Below are 20859 nucleotides of genomic sequence, written 5' to 3'. Positions count from 1 at the left end.
CGTCCCGGCGCCGGCCCGTGCGCTCCGAGCGCCGTCGGTGGAGCTCGGACCGTTGTCGCGGCCGCCGTGGTGGTCGCGGTGTGCCCGCAAAGGGCCTCGGCGACGGCGGCGGCCGGCACCCGGCCGTGTTCCAGCACACCGGCCGGACTCGGCGTGCGCGGCCGGTGACGGGCCGGGACTGGGCTCGTCACCGGCCGCGCGATCACCAGGACGGAGCTGCATTCCACGACGGAGCTGCATTCCGATGTTCGGGGCCGGCCCGGGGATCAGACGTTGCGCAACGCCGGCACGACGCGGGCCCAGTCGGGTCGGGGCACGCGCTCGTCGAGGTGGGCGATGCCGACGTAGCAGGGTTCGATCATGTCCGGACCGGGCCAGGGCAGGTTGCCGTCGCGGTAGCGGGCGGCCACGTACCGGCCGGTGCTCTCGGGGTTGACGGGGGAGACGGCGTCCCCGGTGTGGATGCTCCGGTCGACCGCCCACCGGTCGACCTGGTCGGTGTCGACGCCCAGGACGGCGGCGACCTGGGCACGGGTGAGGAACGCCCGGACGTGGCCGGGAGGCATCCTTCCCTATCGGATGTGCGTGTTGATGCACGTCGAGAGGGAATTGCAACGTGGCGGAGTGGCGTGTGTTCCGGGTGTCGTGCCTGGTCGTCGGCCGGTTCGCGGAAGTTGCGCGGGCCGTGATCGCGGTATCGGGTGGTCGGCTGTGACCGTAGTTGTGCGGTGTGGGTCGCTGCGCGGGGGTGATGGTATGCCCGGTGGCCTGTCGATCCGGCGGGGCGGAACGGGGTGCGTGTGGTGACGGGCGAAGGCTCCGGAGACGACGGTGGTGTGCCGAGGGTGCGGCAGGACGCGACCGTGTCGGAGCTCGGGGTGGCGGTGCAGGCCGGCCGGGACGTGCGCGACGTGCGAATCGCGGTCCACCAGACGGGTCAGGTGCGGGTGACATGGCCGGTGCGAGTGGGGATTCCGCCCACACCGGCGCAGCACTACCAGCAGCGGCGGCAGGTCCAGGCGGTGCTGGTGGAAACGTTGACCGAGGGGCGCGCGGCCGTGCTGGTCGGCGCCCGGCAGCGGGCGGGCGTGGTGGTGTCGGGGTTGGGCGGGGTGGGCAAGACCCAGCTGGCCGCCCAGTACGCCTGGTCAGTGTGGTCCGACCCGGACCTGGACGTGGCGGTGTGGGTGTCGGCGTTGTCGCGGGACGCGGTGGTCACCGCCTATGCCGAGGCCGCCGCCCGGGTACTGGTCGAGCGGGACCCGGGTATCGGCGAGCGCCCGCCGGAGCGGGCGGCGGGGTTGTTCCGGGAGTGGCTGGCGGGCACGTCGCGGCGGTGGCTGGTGGTGCTCGACGACGTGCAGGACCCCGCCGCCCTGAAGGGACTGGACCCGCCCGCGGTGCCGTCCGGCCGGGTGGTGATTACCAGTCGGTTGCGGGACGCGGCGCTGACGCAGGGCGGTCACCGGGTGATCGAGCTGGACGTGTTCACCCCCGACCAGGCGGTGGCCTACCTCGCCGAGGCCCTGACCGGCACCACCGACGGCACCGACCGGGACCAGCTGGAGGGGTTGGCGGCGGAGTTGGGGTGGTTGCCGTTGGCGCTGGGCCAGGCCGCGGCCTACCTCACCGACCAACCCCTGCTCGGCGTCGCCGACTACCGGGCCATGCTGGCCGACCGGCGCCGCACCCTGGCCGAGCTCACCCCGCCCGAACACGCCCTGCCCGACCACCAGCTCACCGTCGCGGCGACCTGGTCGCTGTCCATCGAACACGCCGACCGGGCCGACGACACCAGGTCACCGACGACCTCCCGGTGGCGCGGCCTGCTCACCCGGGTACGCAGGACCACCGGCTCCCGGGGCGGTGGCCTGGTACGGCCGCTGCTGGAGATCGCCGCTCTGCTCGACCCCAACGGCACCCCACTCGCGGTGTTCACCGCCCGGCCCGTCCTGGACCACCTCACCACCCGAACCGGACGCGAGGTCACCGCCACCGACGTCCACCACGGACTAACCCGACTGCACCGATTCTCCCTGATCACCCTGACTCCCGACCGACCCGCACGCACAGTCGCCGTACACGCCCTGGTCCAACGCGCCGTCCGCGACACCCTCACCCCCGACCGGCTCCACACCCTCGCCCACACCACCGCCGACGCCCTGCACACCGTCTGGCCCGAGAACGACACCACCAACCCCGACCTCGAACAGGCCCTACGCTCCGGCACCGACACTCTCCATACCCACACCACCCCCATGCTGCTCACCCCCGCGTTGCACCTCGTGTTCGTCCGTGCTGGCAACTCCCTGGGCAAGACCGGTCAGGTTTACGCTGCGACCACCTACTGGCACGCCCTGCATTACCAAGCCTGCACCCACCTCGGCTCCGACCACTCCGACACCCTGGCCACCCGCCATAGCCTCGCCTTCTCGCGGGGTAGGGCCGGTGACCCGGCGGGCGCGATGGCCGCACTGGAGATGCTGCTGGCCGACAGGCTCCGCGTCCTGGGCCCCGACCACCCCGACACCCTGGCCACCCGCCATAGCCTCGCCTCCTGGCGGGGTAGGGCCGGTGACCCGGCGGGCGCGATGGCCGCACTGGAGACGGTGCTGGCCGACAGGCTCCGCGTCCTGGGCCCCGACCACCCCGACACCCTGGCCACCCGCCACAACCTCGCCTTCTCGCGGGGGAAGGCCGGTGACCCGGCGGGCGCGATGGCCGCACTGGAGATGCTGCTGGCCGACAGGCTCCGCGTCCTGGGCCCCGACCACCCTCACACGCTGACCGCCCGCCATAGCCTCGCCTCCTGGCGGGGTAGGGCCGGTGACCCGGCGGGCGCGATGGCCGCACTGGAGATGCTGCTGGCCGACAGGCTCCGCGTCCTGGGCCCCGACCACCCCGACACCCTGGCCACCCGCCATAGCCTCGCCTGCTGGCGGGGTAGGGCCGGTGACCCGGCGGGCGCGATGGCCGCACTGGAGACGGTGCTGGCCGACAGGCTCCGCGTCCTGGGCCCCGACCACCCCGACACCCTGGCCACCCGCCACAACCTCGCCCGCTGGCGGGGAAAGGCGGAGCAGCAGAGCCCCGGCATCGAGGTGTAACGCCTGTAGTTGTTGCCCCAAAGCGCCGCTGAACCCCATGCCCTCGGCCGCACAAGTGCCGATGGCATCGCTGCGCCTACCTGCCCGCCGTCAACTGGCGTGACGTCGACCAGCGAATTGGCAGGAAGGCTGTTGCGCCGAAGTCCGGCTCAACACGTTGACGTGAAAGGAAATCACTGAGGTTTTCTCAGCAAAAGTCAGCGCCAGGCGTTGTTGAGGACGAGTGCGGCTTTGGCGATGGCGCCGATGCGGCTGGGGCTGATGGTGACGTGCTGTAGAGCGTGCCAGCGCTGTTTGAGTTCCGCGGCGGCGCGTTCGCCGCGGATGCGGACGCCGCGCAGCAGCTTGTTGTGGGTGCGGTTGTCGACATGCAGTGGGCTGGGGATGTCCGGGTGCGGTCGGATCGAGGTGTGCACACCGGCGCCTGCTCCGGTGTAGCCGACATCGGCCAAGGCCGGCAGTCCGTCGCGGGCGGCCTTGTACAACGCTGGCAGTGCGCGGATCCGGGCGGCACGTAGGTCGTGGAACGAGCCCGGCTCCACATCGGACACCCACAGCGGGGTGCCGTCGGGCGCGGCGACGAACTGGATGTTGCCCGCGAAGCGGTGGCCCTTGCCGGAGTACCAGAGGTCGTTGCCGTTCTCGGTCACCCCGGCCACCCGGTCGCAGTCGACCAGGGTGCCGTCCAGCACGACGTAGGGCAGTCCTTCGTCGTGCTGGACGGTCGAGCACATCGTGTAGTTCAGGCGCCCGCTCGGCCAGCACGTCGATGCCCTCGTGCAGATAGCGATAGCCGGTGGCCTGCGAGATCCCGACGTCGACCGCCAGACGATGAACCCGCTCGCGGTCACGAAACCAACGCAGGACCAGCATCGCCTGACGGAACGGGCCCAACACCCGACTGCCGGACGGGGTGCCGATCGCCCGACGGTGGGCGGCGAGCAGGCGGGCCAGGAACTCGATCACAGGACGGGGGACGTCGAGCATGGCAGAATAGGTCACCATCGTGAGCCTCTGGTTGACGGAACATGGTCTCGGCAGATCTGTTCCTACCAGGGGCTCACGTCCTTCCGCAGGTCAGAGCCCACCTGCCACCAGATCGTGATCGACCCGCCAGCTATTTCGCTGAGAAAACCTCACTGTACCGGTCGAGTGGAATATCGACCGCCCGAACGGAGTATCGGCCGCCACGCTGTGCACACCTGTCAGCGCGGCTGGTCAACAAGCACGTTCGCTGGCTCGACGCTTCCGGAACCCGCCGGAATCGTCACGGCACCGGAGTCGCCTGGTGAGGTCGCGCAGCCGGGAGAACCACAGGTTGGGGGACCATAGCGCCCCAGTCGCCGATCCATCTAGTGCTGACGTTGTTCGCGGTGGTCCATCCGATCGGCCACTCCGACGCATCCTGATCGGTCATCTCACCAGGATTTGTGCGTGCCGTCGCCCCGGTCATGACCGCAACGCGCTCGAACCACCCTCCTTCCCAAGTGGCTCGCGCATAGAACCTGGCCGCGCTGAAGTCGGCACCACGGGTGAACGTCGCCTTGCCGAACGAAGCGGTGCCGATGAACGTCGTCCGGTCGAACCGGGCGTAGGAGGTGAACGTCGCTCCGTCGAACCGGGCGCCGTGGTCGGTGTCCCGGGAACGCGGCATCCAGCGGAACCGGGCGCTGCGGGTGAACGTTGCCCCGTCGAACGAGGCGTCGCCCGTAAACGTCGCCTTTTCGAAGTTGGCATCGCGGATAAACGTCGCCCGGTCGAACCGGGTGTCGCCGGTGAATCTCGTCCTGCCGAACGAGGCGTGGGCTGCGAACGTCGCCTTTTCGAAGTTGGCGTCGTCGGTGAACGTCGTCCCGACGAACCAGGCGTGGGCTGCGAACGTCGCCTGCTCGAACCATGCGTAGTCGGTGAACGTCGCCCCGCCGAACGTGGCGGCGCCGGTGAACGTCGCCTGCTCGAACCAGGTTTCGCCGGTGAACGTCGCCTTGTCGAAGAGGGCGACGCGGAGGTGGCATCCGGAGAAGTCGAGGTCGATGAGGACGGCGTCGGTGAGGTCGAGGTCGAGGCCGGGCCAGAACATGGGGACGGACGTTCGGAAGTTGTCGCCAGGGCGCAGGTGGCGGGTGAGGATGCGTTGCGCGGTGAGCCGGACCTCGCGCTCCTGGCGGCGGAGCTCGTCACCGGGCAGGGTGACGGGTGGAGTGAGGATGGTGCGGCGCAGGGCCGTGGTGGAGGTGATCCGGCGGGCCGGATTGCGGCGCAGTGATCCGCCGACACCGCCCAGCCGACGCGCGCCGGGTCTGTCCTGAGGAGGGGTGAAGGGTGCTCGCAGGTAGGCGCACAGCACGTCGACCACGACCTGGCGGTGGTCGGGGTTGTCCTGGGCGACGCGTTCCAGCGCGTACAGCGCCCCGTGGCGCACCGCGGCCTGGTCCGAGCCGAGCTGTTCGACGGCCTTGAGGTACAGCTCGGTCAGCCGGCGTTCGGCGGCGTCGTGCTCGGTGGCCTGTTGCCGCCGCCAGGCCAGCACCAGGGTCATGATCGCGCCGGTCCCGGCGCCGACCGCCAGGGCTGTGCGAATCAGCTCCAACCGGCCCGTCGAACTGCCCGTGTCCAGCACTCGGAGCAATAGCAGCACCGCGCCGGCGGTCACGGCCACCACCGGCACGACGATCACCAACACCGACCGCCACCACGACACCGCCGGTAGCCGCCGCGCATGGGGCCGACGCCTGATTCTGATCACGCCCCAGATTCCCGCTCCGCCCCCGCCGCCGTCCCGGACTCCCCGCATCGACACCCGGATGGCGGGTGTTCGCATGAGGTCCACCGCCAAGGTCGCGCCGATCTGGTCAGGCCAGGTGAGGCGCGAGGACTTCGGCGATTCGGACCGCCGTTACCCACCCGTCCTGGTCGGCGTCCACCGCGCGTCGATCATGGCGCACAACACGGCGTGATGAGGGTCGGATCCACACGATCGCGCTGCGTCGCGCCCTTCTGCTCCGGACTGAGCTGCGAATGGGCCTGGCACGGATCGACGCCGGCCGACCTCTCCCCACGAGGACAGCTCGTCCGTGGGCTGCGGCTCGACTACGTGACCTCGGAGTGGCGCATGCCCGTGGATCTCTCCGCAGGCTCAACACGCTGACTTGACAGGGAACGTATGTCCACCACACCCCGTCCGCCGCTCGGCACGAGCTGTCGTGACCAGCAGTAGCCGGGGCGGGGGCGGGCGGCGGTGCGGGTGGGTCCACTCGGCCGGGAGACCATGTCATCCGAGCAGGTCACGACTATGGCCCGGTTGGTGGGTGTCGGTGTCGGTGTCGGTGTCGTGCCGGGACGGGGTTGGGTGCTGCGTGCCTGGTCGTGCGGCGGGTCCGTCTGCTCTGGGGGCCCGTGCCCGCGCGTAGCGCAGCAGCGACCAGTACTCGAGATCGGCCTGGGTTCCCAACGGTGCGGGCCCGTCGTGGACGGCGAGCGCGGTGTGTCGCAGCGGGTCGAAGAAGCTGTAGCTGTAGAAGGGCGCGACGTGCCGCACCTGGTGTCCGCCCCGGCGGTACTGGCCGTGTTGGTGGAGGAGTGCCTGTACAAGTCCCCGCAGGCCCGCCCCAACGCCGTGAACCTGGTCAAGCGCCTGGAGCGCGCGGCCGAACGGGCTGCCTCACCTGGGTTGGCCGCGTTGCAGGAGGCCAACCGCGCCCAAGCCGTCCGCAAGGCCGCGTCGGTGCGAGCGGAGTCCGTGGCGCAGTCGGAGCAGCAGCGGCGCGCGGGGTTGTTCGAGGCGGCCACGCGCAGCTTCGCCAGGATCGCCGACGCGTTCAAAGACGCGTTGACCAGCAACGCCCCGGGAGCCGTCGTCCAGGCGGTGCGCGGTGGCGGCTGGGAGATCCACTTGGGACAGGCCGTGCTCACCCTGACCGGTCCCACGCGGACGGCGGAATCGGCGTGGGGCTCGTGGGACCGCCCTACCTTCGACGTGATCGCGCACGCCGAGATCGATCTGCTCGTCCCGGCCGACAGTCACGGCTACGAGGGACGAGAGCACTCGTTGTGGTTCTGCGACGCCGCCCCCACCGGCCAGGGCAGCTACCAGTGGTTCGAGACGGCGTTCATGGTCTCGCCCCTGATCAACCGCCCGGTGCGACAGGACCCGTTCGCCCTCGACCCCGGCACGGAGGCGGCCAAGGCCCTGTGGACCGGAGTGGCGGAGTGGCAACTCGCCTGGCCGTTCACACCGCTGACCGTGGACGACCTCGACGAGTTCATCGGCAGGTGGGCGGGATGGTTGGCCACAGCCTCCAACGGCAGGCTGAGCCACCCCAGCTTGATGCCCGAACGGCGCCCGGAGAACAGCTTCCGCCTCCGTTGACCACCGACTTCTGACATGCGCGGCCGCACGTACCGGCCAGCTGGCCGGCTGGTCGCACGGAACCCCGCCGTGCCGGCGCGCCGCAGCCGTGCGCCTCCGTCACAGCGTCCCGGCCGCCAGCCAGGACGTTGTGACGGAACTCGACCTCGACAGGCCGGAGCGCGATCCGCACCCGCGGCTGCTTGGCCGTCGACGCCACGAGCCCGTACCGGCAGGCGGGACAGGTCCTCGCCATCTCGGTCGGGGAGATCCTGGAGACCGACGACACGGCGCGCGGAGCGGAACCGTCCCTGGACCGGCTGAAACTGGACATGCTGATGGCGATCTACAACGAGCTGCGGCACGGGCACGACCAGGCGGCCGCACAGGCTGCCGCCGTGGTGGAACAGACGAAGGCGCTGCGGGAGTTGGCGGGCGAAGTGGACCGGCTGGCCAGGCATCTGGGCGACCGATGAGCACCGGAGTGATCGTGTCGGTCGAGCCTTACCCGGCCGCGTCGGTGCCGCGCCGGGAGCGGCGTCGTTAGCAGGGACGCGAACGTTCGCAACCTTATCCACGTGAACCCCGCGCCGCCGGGTTGCGCCGGTCGTGTTCGCGCCGGGCAGGTACGGCCTGATCAGCAGGCGTTGTCACGGCCCGCGCCCGCGGCGACGAATCCCCTTTCGGGTGGTTCTGCCGTGTCGTCGCGAAGCGGCACGTCCACGGGTACGCCCCGGCTGCGACCCTCGCCGCCATGACTACCGAGGTGCCGGTCGCCGCGCCGTGGGCGTCCGGGGTACCGGCGATCGACGACGCCGCCGCGTGGGTGGAGCAGCTGCGCGAGGAACGGGCCCGGATCACCGCGGCGATGCTGGAGGCGGAAGCGGAGTTCATCGGCCGGGTCGCCCAGGCCCACCGGGCCGGTGAGCTGGACTGGCGCGGGATGCTGGCCGCCTACGAGCAGGTGCGGGCGTGGTCGAAGGCCGAGGGGGTCACCGGGCACGGCAGGCGCTGGTTGGCCCAGATCCCCTACGACCGGCAGAACCTGACCAGGCTGGTCGAGACCCTGCCGGTCCGGGAGGACGGCACCTGGCGCGGCGACACCGGCTTCGACCGCCTGCACAACGGCAAATACCCCGGCCGCGGCGCCGAGGTGGCGTTCGTGCTGTTCGGCAACGGCGGGGCACCGGTGTTCATCGGCTACACCCACCAGTTCTTCCGCCGCCTGCAGACCCTCGACCGCGACGGGCTGACGTGGGAGTCCTGGCTGGCCCTGCCCTGCACCAGCCGCCGGGACTCCGTCGACCTCCGCCGCCAGCTCGTCGCCCGGTACGGCGAACCCAACATCGCCGCCCGACCGGCGACCGCCCCGGCCCCCACCACCTCGACCAACCCCGCATCGACCAACCCCGTGTCCTGGTGACCGCCGCCCACGGGCGACCCGTCTCACCGCCGCCGGGGCAGCAGCACGTCGACCAGGCGCTGCCCGAGACCGACACCGATCCCGGCCAGCAGCGCGGCCGCCATCGTCCGAACACCGCCGCCCACGGCCGACACCGGCGCCGCTGCCTCGGCCCCGACACCGGTGCCCGGCGGCACCGTGTCGGCCGCCTCGCCCGTCTCGGCGACGGTGCCGCCCGGCCGGGGGACACGCCGGGTCTGGTGTGCCGCGTCCTCCAGCCGCACGGCGACCGGCTGCCCGTCCCAGGCCACCACTTCCAGCTGGCCCATTCCGGCCAACTCGGCGAAGCGGTGGTCGCCCGAGGCGACGATGAACGCCCGGCAGCCGAGGGACGCGTGCACGCGGCGGGCGTGCGCGAGCAGCACCTCCTCCGCAGCGTCCGGCGCCGGTGTCACCCGCAGCGCGGACACGCCCAGTTCGGCCAGCACCGAGGCCGTCGGGTCGTCGGCCAGGTCCGCCCCGCCGTACCCGGCGACCGCGTGGTGCACCGGCCCGGCCGCGACCAGCAGCGCCTCCACACGGGTCTGGAGAACGCGCCGCCGCGGCCGCACCGCGCCGACACTATTCTCCAAGTCGATCAACAGGACACGGGGTTCGACAGCGCCTGAATCCATTCGGCGAGCCTGGCGCACACCGCCCCGGTCCGCACTTGAAGCACCCGGTGGGCTTCCTGCGCGCAGGGCTCGAACGCCCTGACCAACGCCGCGCTGTCCGTTCCGGGTGAACTCTTCGGGTTCCGGACCTGCTTTTCGGGTGTTCGGACCTACCGTTCGGACTGCGATGGGAACCGGCCGGGAGGATGCGCCGCGTGTTGGAGCCGAGTGTGCTTGTTGCCGGGTAGTGCGTCACCGGTGCCCGAGGGCGCTCGTTGAGCGTGCGTCGATGCCAGAGCCCGTGATGGCGGTGCCGTGATCGGTGTCTCCGCCTCCACCTGATGGTGGTTTCAAGGGCTGTCGACAGGTGGTGTGGACAGCACTGCGGGCACGGGGACCAGATAAGTCCACTCACCGTCCTCGGCGTCCGTGGCCGTCCAACCCTCCATCCAGACATCAACCCGATCACGCCTCACCGCTACCCGCGTACCAGGGCACGTGGCTGCGGCGGTGAAGGTAGCCTCGCCGAACCAGGCATCGCCAGCGAAGCTCACCCCGTCGAACCAGGCGGCGGCGAAGGTAGCCTCGCCGAACCAGGCATCGCCGGCGAAGCTCACCCCGTCGAACCAGGCGGCGGCGAAGGTGGCCCCGGTGAACCAGGCGGCGGCGGCGAAGGTGGCCTCGCCGAACCCGGCGTCGCCGGTGAAGGTGGCGTTGGTGAAGGTGGCGGTGCCGGTGAAGGCGGCCTCGTCGAACCAGGCGGCGCCGGTGAAGGTGGCTTCGCCGAACCTGGCGGCGGCGAAGCTCACCCCGCTGAACCGGGCGTCGCCGACGAAGGTGGCCTCGCCGAACCTGACGGCGGCGGCGAAGGTGGCCCCGGTGAACCAGGCGGCGGCGGCGAAGCTCACCCCGCCGAACCGGGCGTCGCCGGTGAAGGTGGCCCCGGTGAACCAGGCGGCGGCGGCGAAGCTCACCCCGCCGAACCGGGCGGCTCCGGCGAAGCTCACCCCGCCGAACCGGGCGGCTCCGGTGAAGGTGGCCTCGTCGAACCGGGCGTCGCCGGTGAAGGTGGCGTTGGTGAAGGTGGCGTCGCCGGTGAAGGTGGCCTCGCTGAACCAGGCGGCGGCGAAGGTGGCCTCGTCGAACCGGGCGTCGCCGGTGAAGGTGGCGTTGGTGAAGGTGGCGTCGCCGGTGAAGGTGGCCTCATCGAACCAGGCGGCGGCGAAGGTGGCCTCGTCGAACCGGGCGTCGCCGGTGAAGGTGGCGTTGGTGAAGGTGGCGTCGCCAGCGAAGCTCACCCCGCCGAACCGGGCGGCTCCGGTGAAGGTGGCCTCGTCGAACCGGGCGTCGCCGGTGAAGGTGGCGTTGGTGAAGGTGGCGGTGCTGTTGATGCGGCAGTGGGCGAAGTCGAAGTCGATGAGGGTGGCGTCGGTGAGGTCCAGGCCGATGTCCTGCCAGTAGGTGGGGGCGGGGTGGTCGGCGTCGGGTCCGGGGCGTAGGTGGTCGGCGAGGATGCGTTGGGCGGTCAGGCGCACCTCGCGTTCCTGGTGGCGGCCCAGCAGGCTGACGTGCGGGCCGGGTCGTGGTGTGCCGGTGGTCGGGCGTGGTGCGGCGAGGCGGTGGGCGCGGTGGCGTCGCGGCAGGCGGCGCACGCCGAGTGGTCGGGCGGTGGTGGGGGCGTCGGATGGTGGGGTGAAAGGGCTGCGGAGGTAGGCGCACAGGACCTTGGCCACTGGGGCTCGGTAGTCGGGGTTGTCCTGGGCGAGGTGTTCCAGCGCGTAGAGCGCGCCGTGGCGGACCGCGTGGTGCTCGGAGCCGAGTTGTTCCACGGCCTTGGCGTAGAGGTCGTTGGTGCGGCGGGTGCGGGCGTCGTCGCGGGCATCGTCGGCTACCCGCTCGGCGTGCTCCTGGACGCGGTCGCGCTGGGCCAGCTCCAGCTCCTGGGTGCGCTGGCGGCGGGCGGTCAGGTACAGCGCGTACAGCCCGCCCGCGGCGACCAGCACCGAGGCCGCGATCTTCACCGCCTCCAGCTGCGCGGTGGCCACCCTGTCCGGCGGCAGGCCGAGCCGGTCGGCCCACCGCCATAGCAATACCAACACCAGCACCGCGGCGACCAGCGCCGAGGCCGCGACCATCGCGGTGACCCACGGCGACAGCACCGGCCGCAGGACGGGTGGATCGAACCGTCGGGGTGGATCCTCACGGGCAGCGGAATTACTCATACCCCGATCATCGCCACCCACCCGCCCGGCGCTTCGCACCAGACTCCGCCCACTCCACCACCACTACCGGGACCGGCTTCCGCAACCCCGGATGCGGCGCGATCCGAAAACCAGACCCGAACAGCCCCACGCACGAACCAAGTGGACTTGGCCTTCGGGGCGCAGCTCAACGAGCACCTGTGCCGAAGATTCAAGCGACACGGGCAGTGACGACGCAACGGGTCGACCGATCGGGTGACGCCAGCGTGAATTCCTTCCGGCTGCGGTGTCCCGGTGGTTGCCCGCATCGTGCTCGACGGCGAACCCGGCCTCGCGGGCCACGACGGCCGAAGCCCCGACCTGGCGGCCCTTCTTCGTCCTCGGCCGCCGCGTGTCGCACCACCACAGCGTCTCGCCCGTGCTCGTCAACGGGCACCGCGGGAGCTGGTCGACCCGCCCTCGGTCCACGACCTGTTGCGCTAGGCCTGGCGCTGCCTGCGGCTGCGTACCAGGACCGCCGACACCGGTGAGAGCAGCGGGTGTGCTCTGGGTCGGCGGCGGGCAGCAGGCGGGTCCAGTTGAGGCATGCGGCGATCCGGCCTCGCTCGTAGGTGTCGGTGACAACACGGGGGCCAGGTAGGGCATCGGCGGTGTGGGCACAGTGCCGTCGACGTGGCGCGCGGCGGTGTAGGCGCCCTCGACGTGCAGATTCACCGCCGACGGCCACTCGGGCGGAGAGTGGGCCTCGTAGTGGCCGCGACCGTATTACAAGCCTGGTCACAGCCAGGCAGGCTCCACTTCGAGACCGCGTTCGCCGCCCTGGCTGGCGTCGCTCCGCTGCCGGCCTTATCGGGCGGCACCTGGCGGCACCGCCTCGACCGCGGCGGAGACTGCCGCCTCAGCGGGGCCCTCCACACCGTCGCCTTGATCCGGCTCGGACACGACCCACGCAGCCTCGCCTGCCTCGCCCGCCGCACCGTCCGACGCCACACCCGACGCGGGATCATCCGCATCTTCGAGCGCTACGTCGGCTGCGGACTCTTCCGACTCCTCACCGCCGCCCGGCCACGACCAAACACCATTTAGCAATCACAGAAGTGTCTCACCGGGTGGATTGTCGGGTTGGCATTCCGGGATGCAGCTCTACGTCGAAACGGTGGAGTCGGTATCTGGTCTCTTGTCACCCCTGTTACGTACAGCGGTAACCGCTTCCGCGACCGGAAAGGTAGTAGTCGGAGATCCATCCGAAATACTGTGCATAGCGCACGGCGGACCAGGTCGTGACACTGTTGACGGTCTCGCCGGCGCGGTAGCAGTTGAGGTCGACCCAGGCGGTCCAGGGCACTCGGACGATAAGGTCGCAGTTGCTGCCAGGGCCGGTCCGCATCGCAACCCCGGTGGGGAAGGCGGGATTCCGGTTGATCACTTGCGCGGTGCCTCTGTCCTTGTCGGGTGCACTTGGCCCGCAGGTAACCGCGGCAGCAGTAGGCGAAGCGCTGGCGGTTGAGGTGCCGGTGGCAACCAGCACGACGGCCGCGAGTGCGGCACAAAATTTGTATAGACGTGTAGGCACGAATCCCCCTTGTGGGCATAACAATATGCGCAGCGTAGCTTGGCGAGCCTAGGAGGAAGCTGTTCGAAGGTCAAGAGTCGATCGACCGGGTACGCTTGTCGGCGCCGTATTCGAAGTAATAAAGAATATTCCAAGCGGTAGCAAGAGGCTCTGATGCCTGCGCCGCGCAGTGCGGCTTCGTCCCGACTGTGTGGGAAGGGACGAATGCACCATGGGGGTCCCCGGTGTCAGGTGGAAGTACTAGGCTCTGATGGTCGACGGGACCCGGAACGGCAACGCCGGGTCGGCCCTCGGCGTCTGGTACACGCAGGACCACATCCTCGCCCGCGACGCATTCTGGGGACGGATCGACCCGTGACGGGGACACCGCTCGACGCCGTCGCGGAGGACGTGTACGCCGAGTTCGGAGCCCTCGTCCTCCAAGCGCACTTCAGCGCGCAGATTGCACTGGCGCTCGGCATACCCGGGCCGGACGAACTGATCCGCGCGGGACGCGGCGGGGTCACCTTCCGCAGCGGCGGAGTCGACCACGTCGCGCGCATGCGCGTCGAGGCCTGGTCATCACGTCCCGCAAGGCCATCGGGTGCCTGGGAAGAGCAGGCCGAGGGCGTGCTCGTCGTCGACAGCGCCGAGCTGCGCCTGGCCTCGGGCACGGCGTGGGCGAGTTCCACCTCGTTGCGTCTGCCCGCGCCGGATGCCTACTCGGTCCTGGTGGTGGTGTCGGGCCGGTCGAACGTCCCGTCGTATCCGCCCGAGCCGCCGCGTGGTGTGAAGCGGTGGCACGTACAGCTCTGGCCGGCCTGACCGTCCGGGGACCGTGTACGCGGTCCCCGGACGAGCCTTTACCGCCCTTCAATTCGTGCTGTCGGCCGAGGTCAGGCAAGGGAGTGAGGGCTCGGTGCTGGCGAGGCGGCCGTTGATGGACCTCGTGGGGTAAAGCATGCGGTCGGCGCCACCGAGGGCAACCGGCCCAGGCCGGGGGTGTCAGGCGGGTTCGACGGAGATCGGCTCGTCCGGGCAGCCTGCGGCTAGTTCGGTGAGTACGTCGTGTTCGGCGGGGTCGACGGCGAGCGTCCACCGGATCTTCACCGTCACCCACGCAACGAGGTAGCGGCACACGGCGGGCCGGTGCGGCGGCAGCCAGGTGGTCGGGTCCTGGTCGGCCTTGGACCGATTGCTCCTGGCGGTCACCGCCACCAGGGCGACGGGCTCGTCGAGGTCGTTGGCGTAGGCCCGGCGTCGCTCGGGCGTCCAGTTCCACGCGCCGGAGTCCCAGGATTCCGCGAGGGGCACCATGTGGTCGATGTCGAGCGCGCGGGCCTCGGTGACGGTGACGTCGTCGTAGTAGGAGTACCAGGAGCCGCCGATCAGGGTGCAGCGGTCGACGACCTCGGGTGCCTGCACCGCCTCCTCCAGCAGTACCTCTGCGCGGGTGGAGCACCCGTCGCGGTCGGCGTCGATCCAATGCCGGAATAGGCCGCGGTCGTAGCCCTCGCGACGCTCGTCGGCCACCGGCAGGACCGCGACCGCCACCCGCAGCGGCACCTCCGCCCGCTGCCCGCTCTGCGCATGAGCCACGCCCGGTGCCACCAGCGCGACCAGTGCCGCGCACGCCGCTGCCGCTACCGCCGTCGCCCGCTTCCATGACCGCATCCCCCACCACACCCCGTCCACCGCCGAACACGAGCTGTCGGAACCAGCAGTACCGGGGCCAGCGGCGCGCGGCGGCATGGCGTGACCTGATCCACTCGACCGGGAGACCACGTCATCCGGGTAGGTCACGGCTGCCGACGAAGCTGGATCAGCTCCCACGACTACGGGCGGCGCCTGTTCGAGAAGGCATCGAAGAGCAAAGAGACGCTAGGCGTGCCGGCGATCTGGCCGAGGATGCACTGAAGCTGCTGGCCACCGCGTTGGAGCTCAAAGAGTTGGACGAGTTGCTGTTGGCGCGGGCGATGGAGCACGATTCGCCGATTATGTCGTAACTTTTACCCTGTCGCAGTTCCACCGCCTGTCTGGTGCCGAACGGCTGTGACAGGAAGGCGTTGCGCGTGCTGATGTACAAGACCTCCGTCGATGCTGGCTGGCTGGCGGTCGACGGTGCTGCGGTGCTCGATCGAGCTGGGATCGGCGAGGGGATGCCCTTCGTACTTGGGCCGGACGGCTCGTACGACGTGCACCTCAACCGGTTCGTTCGCGAGCTCGACAGCTGGGGTGCGAGATCGGAACACACCAGAGAGGCTTACGCCCGCGACCTGATGCTGTTCGGGCGATTCCTGCACCAGCACCGCGGCGGCCGATCAATCTGGCACGTCGACCAGGAGGACCTGCGCGCGTACAAGCGGGCACGGCGCCGAACGCCAGGGTTCGAGGTGTCGGCGTCGACCTGGAACCGGTTCATCGCCGCGTTGGACAAGTGGGTGGCGTGGGCGCTTCATGAGCGGCTGCTGGACCAACGCCCGTTCCGACTGTTGGAGAAGACGGTGTTCACGCCAACCGGTCCGATGATCGTGCTGCACAACGCCGAGCGCGAGGTCGACGAGGAGTCCACCGCCGTCCGGTTTCTGTCCTATGAGGACTACTTGCTCTGGCGTGATGTCGGGCTACGCGGTCAACTTCCCAGCGGCGCAGCGGATCCGCTGTGGAGAGGACGGCACGGGGAGCGTAACGCGGTCTTCGCCGATCTGCTGGTATGCACGGGAGTGCGGTTGCAGGAGGCGTCGAGTCTGCTGGTGACCGAGCTGCCGCTGATCACGCCGCGCAGGCTCACCGGCGACCTGCACTTGCCGGCGACGATCACGAAGCGTCGGCGCGCCCGCACTGTGTACGTGTCGCGCCGGGTGCTGCGCGGCCTGCACCAGTACGTGGAGATCGAGCGCGGCGAGCTGGTCGAACGACACCGCGCGGCGGGAACGTACGCGGGTGCCGCGCTGCCCCTGGGCGTGTGCAGTGCTGGGCGGTCGACGCTGACCTTGGCCGACGACGGCAGGGCGCGGCCGTACGGGCAGTTGGAGATCAAGCAGCGGCGTGAGCTGCGCTGGCTCGGTGATGAGACGGGGCCTGGCGGGCCGTTGTGGTTGTGGCTGGGTGAGAACGGGATGCCGCTAGGCTGGTCGACGTGGCAGGCGGTGTTCCGGCGCGCGAACGAGCGGTGCGCGAGGTTCGGCTTGGACTTCGATGTCCACCCGCACACGCTGCGCCACACGTTCGCGGTGCACATGCTGGGCTTGTTGTTGCGTGAGACAGTCCGCCGGTTGCGCATGGAGCCGGGCGAGACGCTGCTGAGCCAGCGGGTCAAGCGGCTGCTGGTCGGCGACCCGATGCGGCGCCTGCAGCTGCTGCTGGGGCACCGCAACCGGGACACCGTCTTCGTCTACCTGGACGTGCTCGACGAGGCGCAGGAGATCGTGCTGTCCGCGCTGCGCGAGTGGGACGAGCAGGCCGAGGCCCTGACACGGGTCCAGATCACCGATGACGTGGTCTCATGACCGACGCGACCAACAACGCGGCCGTCGGTGGTCCGCGGCGCCGGGGTCGGTGGGCGGCGTTCCCCGATGCCGACCAGGTGCCCGCCGAGCCGGCCATGCTGCCGACGATCAGTCCCGTGGTGCTGCGCCTGCACCTCGACGGCGCGGACCGCGTGATCGACTTGTCCGAGCTGCCGTGCCCGCAGCTGGCCCGCCGGTTCGCCGACCTCGTCCACGTCAACGCGGCCGACAAGCCGAACATGGCGTGGCACACCGTCACCCAGGCCATGATGTCGATCCGAAAGTTCCTGCGCTTCGTCGACGCCGCCGAGCCCGACAACGCGGCGACGTTCGACATCGGCGACCTCGAACCAGATCACCTGGACGGCTTCGAGCAGGCGCTGATTCGCACGTACGGCGCGGGTCACCGGAATCCGAGTGTTGTGGTCGCCACCATCGTGCGGCTGCTGCGCCTCGAGTTCGACCGGCGCCCGGAGTCCTTCGATCCCGAGTTCGGCGAGCGATTGCGCTTCGCCGCACGCGAACATCACCCGCGCAGCAAACGGCCCCTGGACGCCTACCCACCCCCTGTGTTCGAGGCAATCAAGAACGCCGCGCTGGCCGATGTGCGGGCGATCCAGCGCCGCATCCAGGCCGGGGAGGCTCTTGCCGCGGCCGGGCAGGACCCGGAGATCGCAGGCTGGGACCGGGTGGAGAACGCGCTATGGCACATCGACCGGCACGGCCCGCTGACCATGGCGTTCCTGCGGCCGCTGATCGGCAAGCGCCTCGGCAACGGCCGTACCCTCAACGCCCAACTGTACCTGACCCGCGCCGACGTGTGCGTCCTGCTCGTGGCCTTGATCTGCCTGACCGGCATGGAACCGGAGTGCGCCAAGCGGCTGCGCTCGGACTGCTTGAGCAGTCCAGCGCGCGGATTCGTCACGATCAACTACCTCAAGCGCCGAGCAGGCTCGGCACGGGCCAAGAGCGTGCGGATCAGCGACGGCGGCACCCTGCACCACCCCGGCGCGCTCGTCAGGCTGGCGCAGCGGCTGACCGCGCGGGCCCGCGCCCACAGCGGCAGCACCGACCTGTGGGTCGACCACGGTGATCTGGGCCTGCGTGAAACGTTCCCGCCCGGCTGGCAAAGCCCGTGGCAGCACCTGCACGACTGGCAGGTCCGGCACGGCATCACCGACCTCACCGACTCCGATGGAAAGCCGGTGCGGCTGGATCTGCGGCGGCTGCGCAAGTCGTACAAGTCCCAGCAGTACCTCAAGGCCGCCGGTGTGCTGTCCGACTTCGCCAGCGGCCACACCACCGAGGTCGCCGCCCGCCACTACGCCGACATCCCCGCCCACGACGAGCTGCACGACCAGGCCGTCGAGGACGGCCTGGTCGACGCGCTCGGCGTGACACTGCCGCCACCCGTCGTGCTCGACGACGACGGCGCCCGGCTCGACGACAGCCAGGAGACGTTGACCGCGCAGGAGGTCGACGCCGCGCTCACGCGGCAACGCGACGTGTTCCTGGCCTCGTGCCGCGACTTCAACGACTCGCCGTTCGGCGTGCGGGGCAAGCCGTGCCCGGTGTCGCTGTGGGGATGCTTCGAGTGCACCAACGCGGTGTTCACCACCCGGCATCTGCCGCAGGTGCTCACGTTCCTCGACTTCCTCGAACGACAGCGCGAGGAGTACTCGGGTCCGGAATGGACCATCCGGTTCGGCCTCGCGTGGAACCGGATCGTGCACGGCATCCGCGCGAAGTTTCGCGACGAACAGGTCGCCACCGCCCAAGCAGTCGCCGAGGCCGGAGGCGCTCGCCTTCTGCTGCCGCCCGAGTTCTGGAGCCGCGCGTGACCCGCCCACTCGCCGTCGAGGCCACCTCGACCCCCGCCGACGTGGACGCCGACCCGTGGGTCCTACCCGAGGCGCTGACAACCCCGGAAGCCGGACGGGGACCGCGATTCAGCGAGGACATCTGGGATCTGCGGCCGTTCGCGCCGCGCAGCAACGGCTCGTTGCGCATCGACTTCGCCTGCTTCCCCGACGATGTCGCGGCGTTCACCGCCAAGGAGTTCCTGTACTCGCGGCTACGGCACGCCGTGCCGACCTCGTACGGCAAGCGGCCTGCGCGGCTGATGAAGCTGACCAACGCCTACAAGGACGTCAACATCCTCAGCCTGCTGTACGCCGAGTTGCGCGCGCAGGGCGTCACCCGGCTGGCCCACGCGCGGCAGCGGCACCTCGACGCCGTGGTTCGAGCCTGGCGCACGCGGTGCACTGCGAACACGATCGCGGTCCGGATCGGAGTGATCCAGCACGTCGAGGCGCACGGCAGGTACCTGAGTCGGGACCGGCTCACCATCGTGCCGTGGCGCGGTCGCCCGGCCACACAGGTCGCCGGGCGCCTGGTCGACGAGGAGAACACCACGCCCCGCATCCCGGAACCGATCCTCGCTCCGCTGCTGCGCGCCGCGCTGTTCTACGTCCAGACCGCCAGCACCGACCTGCTGGCCGCACAATGTGAACTCGCCGAACTCGAAGCGGCACGGGCCGGGATCCGCTGCAACCGCGGCGAGGTGGTCGAGAAAGTCGGGGCGTTCCTGGAACGCCGCCGCGCCGCAGGCCGGGGAGTTCCTGCCTTGCCGCTGTACTGCCTGCCACAGCGACCCAACGCCGCGGTGATCGACGGCGTCGTCCAAGCGCCCAACGCCAGCCTGGTCGCGCTGATGAGCGGAACCAACAGCTACCAGCACGCACCGATGCGGCTGATGGAGCAGTACGGCGCGGAGCTCGGCTACGAGGACGGCGGGCTCGACACGGCGATCTCCGAGTGGCCAGGCACCGGCCGGCTGTGGCGGCCCCGGCTCAACCACCGCAGCCTCCACGACGAGGTTCACCACCTGCGCACCGCCTGCTGGATCGTCATCGCGTACCTGTCCGGCATGCGCCATATGGAGGTGATGGAGCTGCGCCGCGACTGCGCCTTCACCGCGCCCACCCTCGACGGCCGCACGCGGCACAAGCTGCGCGGCCGGGTGTTCAAGGGCCGCCAGCTCTCCGGTGACGAGGCCGAGTGGGTGGTGCTCGACGTCGTCCACGACGCCGTGAACCTGTTGCTGCACATCAACGACGACCCGACGCACCTGTTCGGCTATCGCCTCTGGCCGACCTCGCCACCCCGGCTGGCCCGCAAGATCACCAACCGGATCATGGCATTCCACAACCACGTCAACGACCTGTTCGGCACACCACAGAACCCGTTCATCCCCGCCGACGGCGACGCACCGTGGACCTTCACGACCCGGCAGTTCCGCCGCACCCTCGCCTGGCACATCGCCCACCAGCCGTACGGCGTAGTCGCGGGAGCCCGGCAGTACCACCACGCCAAGCTCTCGATGTTCGAGGGCTACGCAGGCACCTCAGCGTCCGGCTTCGCCTCCGAGGTGGCGGCCGAGGAAGCCGTCGCCGCGCTCGACTACGTCGAAGACCTCTACCGCGACTGGAACGGCGGCGCCCGCACCAGCGGAGCCGCGGCCCAGCGCATCGACGCCGAGTTCGAGCGCATCCGCCGGGAACTCGGCGACCTGCCCGGCACCGTCGCCGATGAGCCCCGGCTGCGCACGATGCTCGTGCACCTGACCAAGACGCTGCATCCCGGCGTGCTCAACGACTGCTTCTTCAACGCCGCCACCGCGATGTGCGTCAAGCGCGCCACCATCATCGGAAGACCAGTGCCCCAGCACAACATGTGCCTGCGCTGCTCCAACGCGCGCCGCTCCACCACCGTGCACCTGCCGCGCCTGACCCTCGCTCGCGGCCAAGCCGCCGAACTCGTGGCCGCGGCGGCGGACGCCGGACCGGTCCCGCAGTTCCAGCAGCAAGCCCTGGACAGCCACCTCACCGAACTCGACCACCTCATCGCCGAACTCGACTCTCCAGAGGCACGCCCGTGACCCGCTCGACCACCCAGACGCGCCTCGAACAAAGCGCTCAATCGGCTGCTCACCGGCCAACCGGCCACAAGCGACGGCGACCTGACGATCTCCAGCCTATGCCGCGAAGCAGGCGTCGGCAGGGACTCCTACTACCGGTCACCTCAG

General features: G+C 70.3%; 14 protein-coding genes and 2 pseudogenes. 10 read left to right on the top strand and 6 right to left on the bottom strand.

The features are described from left to right. Positions 1-266 precede the first annotated feature (266 nt). Positions 267-566: a hypothetical protein gene (locus tag EKG83_RS26375; RefSeq protein WP_033434925.1), complete on the bottom strand. Its 300-nt coding sequence runs from the start codon at positions 564-566 to the stop codon at positions 267-269. 237 nt (positions 567-803) lie between these two features. Between EKG83_RS26375 and EKG83_RS26370 the strand changes: the two genes are divergently transcribed. Continuing rightward, on the top strand, positions 804-3107 hold the full coding sequence (locus EKG83_RS26370) for a tetratricopeptide repeat protein (protein WP_153278416.1): 2304 nt from the start codon (positions 804-806) through the stop codon (positions 3105-3107). Between the two features lie 197 nt (positions 3108-3304). Here EKG83_RS26370 and EKG83_RS26365 read toward each other — a convergent pair. Both EKG83_RS26365 and EKG83_RS26360 read right to left on the bottom strand, forming a co-directional pair. Continuing rightward, positions 3305-4112 (bottom strand): annotated as a pseudogene (locus tag EKG83_RS26365) (transposase family protein). A gap of 262 nt (positions 4113-4374) precedes the next feature. Continuing rightward, complete coding sequence (locus tag EKG83_RS26360) at positions 4375-5790, bottom strand: pentapeptide repeat-containing protein (RefSeq protein WP_051766848.1); 1416 nt, start codon at positions 5788-5790, stop codon at positions 4375-4377. 136 nt (positions 5791-5926) lie between these two features. On the opposite strand from EKG83_RS26360, the gene EKG83_RS26355 reads away from it, so the two are divergent. The 4 genes from EKG83_RS26355 to EKG83_RS26340 all read left to right on the top strand — a co-directional run bounded on the left by EKG83_RS26355 (position 5927) and on the right by EKG83_RS26340 (position 8878). After that, positions 5927-6064 (top strand): hypothetical protein, encoded by a 138-nt coding sequence (locus tag EKG83_RS26355; protein WP_153278415.1) that lies wholly within the window; start codon positions 5927-5929, stop codon positions 6062-6064. A gap of 509 nt (positions 6065-6573) precedes the next feature. Beyond that, positions 6574-7476, top strand: coding sequence for a hypothetical protein (locus EKG83_RS48280; RefSeq protein ID WP_211269275.1), 903 nt, complete (start codon positions 6574-6576; stop codon positions 7474-7476). A gap of 182 nt (positions 7477-7658) precedes the next feature. Continuing rightward, positions 7659-7931, top strand: a complete 273-nt coding sequence (locus EKG83_RS26345; RefSeq protein WP_033434924.1) for a hypothetical protein — start codon at positions 7659-7661, stop codon at positions 7929-7931. Between the two features lie 278 nt (positions 7932-8209). Continuing rightward, entirely contained in the window at positions 8210-8878 is a 669-nt protein-coding gene (locus EKG83_RS26340) for a hypothetical protein (protein ID WP_153278414.1), read from the top strand. Positions 8879-8901: 23 nt separating this feature from the next. Here the strand turns inward: EKG83_RS26340 and EKG83_RS26335 are convergent, their stop codons facing one another. Continuing rightward, positions 8902-9498, bottom strand: a complete 597-nt coding sequence (locus EKG83_RS26335; protein WP_153278413.1) for a hypothetical protein — start codon at positions 9496-9498, stop codon at positions 8902-8904. A gap of 362 nt (positions 9499-9860) precedes the next feature. Next, complete coding sequence (locus EKG83_RS26330; protein ID WP_153278412.1) at positions 9861-11771, bottom strand: pentapeptide repeat-containing protein; 1911 nt, start codon at positions 11769-11771, stop codon at positions 9861-9863. 678 nt (positions 11772-12449) lie between these two features. Between EKG83_RS26330 and EKG83_RS49775 the strand changes: the two are divergent. Both EKG83_RS49775 and EKG83_RS26320 read left to right on the top strand, forming a co-directional pair. Next, positions 12450-12639, top strand: a pseudogene (locus EKG83_RS49775) (transposase); the annotation flags it as partial. A 999-nt stretch (positions 12640-13638) separates the two neighbouring features. Continuing rightward, a complete protein-coding gene (locus EKG83_RS26320; protein ID WP_033434920.1) occupies positions 13639-14088 on the top strand; it encodes a hypothetical protein in 450 nt (149 codons plus the stop codon). Between the two features lie 180 nt (positions 14089-14268). Here the strand turns inward: EKG83_RS26320 and EKG83_RS49150 are convergent, their stop codons facing one another. Continuing rightward, positions 14269-14937: an HNH endonuclease family protein gene (locus EKG83_RS49150; RefSeq protein WP_033434919.1), complete on the bottom strand. Its 669-nt coding sequence runs from the start codon at positions 14935-14937 to the stop codon at positions 14269-14271. A 404-nt stretch (positions 14938-15341) separates the two neighbouring features. On the opposite strand from EKG83_RS49150, the gene EKG83_RS26310 reads away from it, so the two are divergent. Genes EKG83_RS26310 through EKG83_RS26300 form a run of 3 tightly spaced genes read left to right on the top strand, consistent with a single transcriptional unit; the run spans position 15342 to position 20712 of the window. Beyond that, on the top strand, positions 15342-16772 hold the full coding sequence (locus EKG83_RS26310; RefSeq protein WP_033434951.1) for a tyrosine-type recombinase/integrase: 1431 nt from the start codon (positions 15342-15344) through the stop codon (positions 16770-16772). Further along, positions 16769-18613, top strand: a complete 1845-nt coding sequence (locus EKG83_RS26305) for a hypothetical protein (RefSeq protein ID WP_228122208.1) — start codon at positions 16769-16771, stop codon at positions 18611-18613. Before EKG83_RS26310 ends, EKG83_RS26305 begins: the two co-directional genes overlap by 4 nt. Further along, a complete protein-coding gene (locus tag EKG83_RS26300) occupies positions 18610-20712 on the top strand; it encodes a hypothetical protein (protein ID WP_033434918.1) in 2103 nt (700 codons plus the stop codon). Before EKG83_RS26305 ends, EKG83_RS26300 begins: the two co-directional genes overlap by 4 nt. The last annotated feature ends 147 nt before the right edge of the window (positions 20713-20859 follow it).

It is taken from the genome of Saccharothrix syringae (assembly GCF_009498035.1).
In the GTDB taxonomy this organism is placed as follows: Bacteria; Actinomycetota; Actinomycetes; order Mycobacteriales; family Pseudonocardiaceae; genus Actinosynnema; species Actinosynnema syringae.
The sequence above is the reverse complement of the archived record's forward strand: the minus strand, read 5'-3'. Positions and strand labels throughout refer to the sequence as shown.

Bases quoted from the DNA above. Each gene is read 5' to 3' on its own strand.
- EKG83_RS26310 (WP_033434951.1), top strand. From the start codon at position 15,342: ATGTACAAGACCTCCGTCGATGCTGGCTGGCTGGCGGTCGACGGTGCT.
- EKG83_RS26305 (WP_228122208.1), top strand. From the start codon at position 16,769: ATGACCGACGCGACCAACAACGCGGCCGTCGGTGGTCCGCGGCGCCGG.
- EKG83_RS26375 (WP_033434925.1), bottom strand. From the start codon at position 566: ATGCCTCCCGGCCACGTCCGGGCGTTCCTCACCCGTGCCCAGGTCGCC.
- EKG83_RS26340 (WP_153278414.1), top strand. From the start codon at position 8,210: ATGACTACCGAGGTGCCGGTCGCCGCGCCGTGGGCGTCCGGGGTACCG.
- EKG83_RS26355 (WP_153278415.1), top strand. From the start codon at position 5,927: ATGAGGTCCACCGCCAAGGTCGCGCCGATCTGGTCAGGCCAGGTGAGG.
- EKG83_RS49150 (WP_033434919.1), bottom strand. From the start codon at position 14,937: ATGCGGTCATGGAAGCGGGCGACGGCGGTAGCGGCAGCGGCGTGCGCG.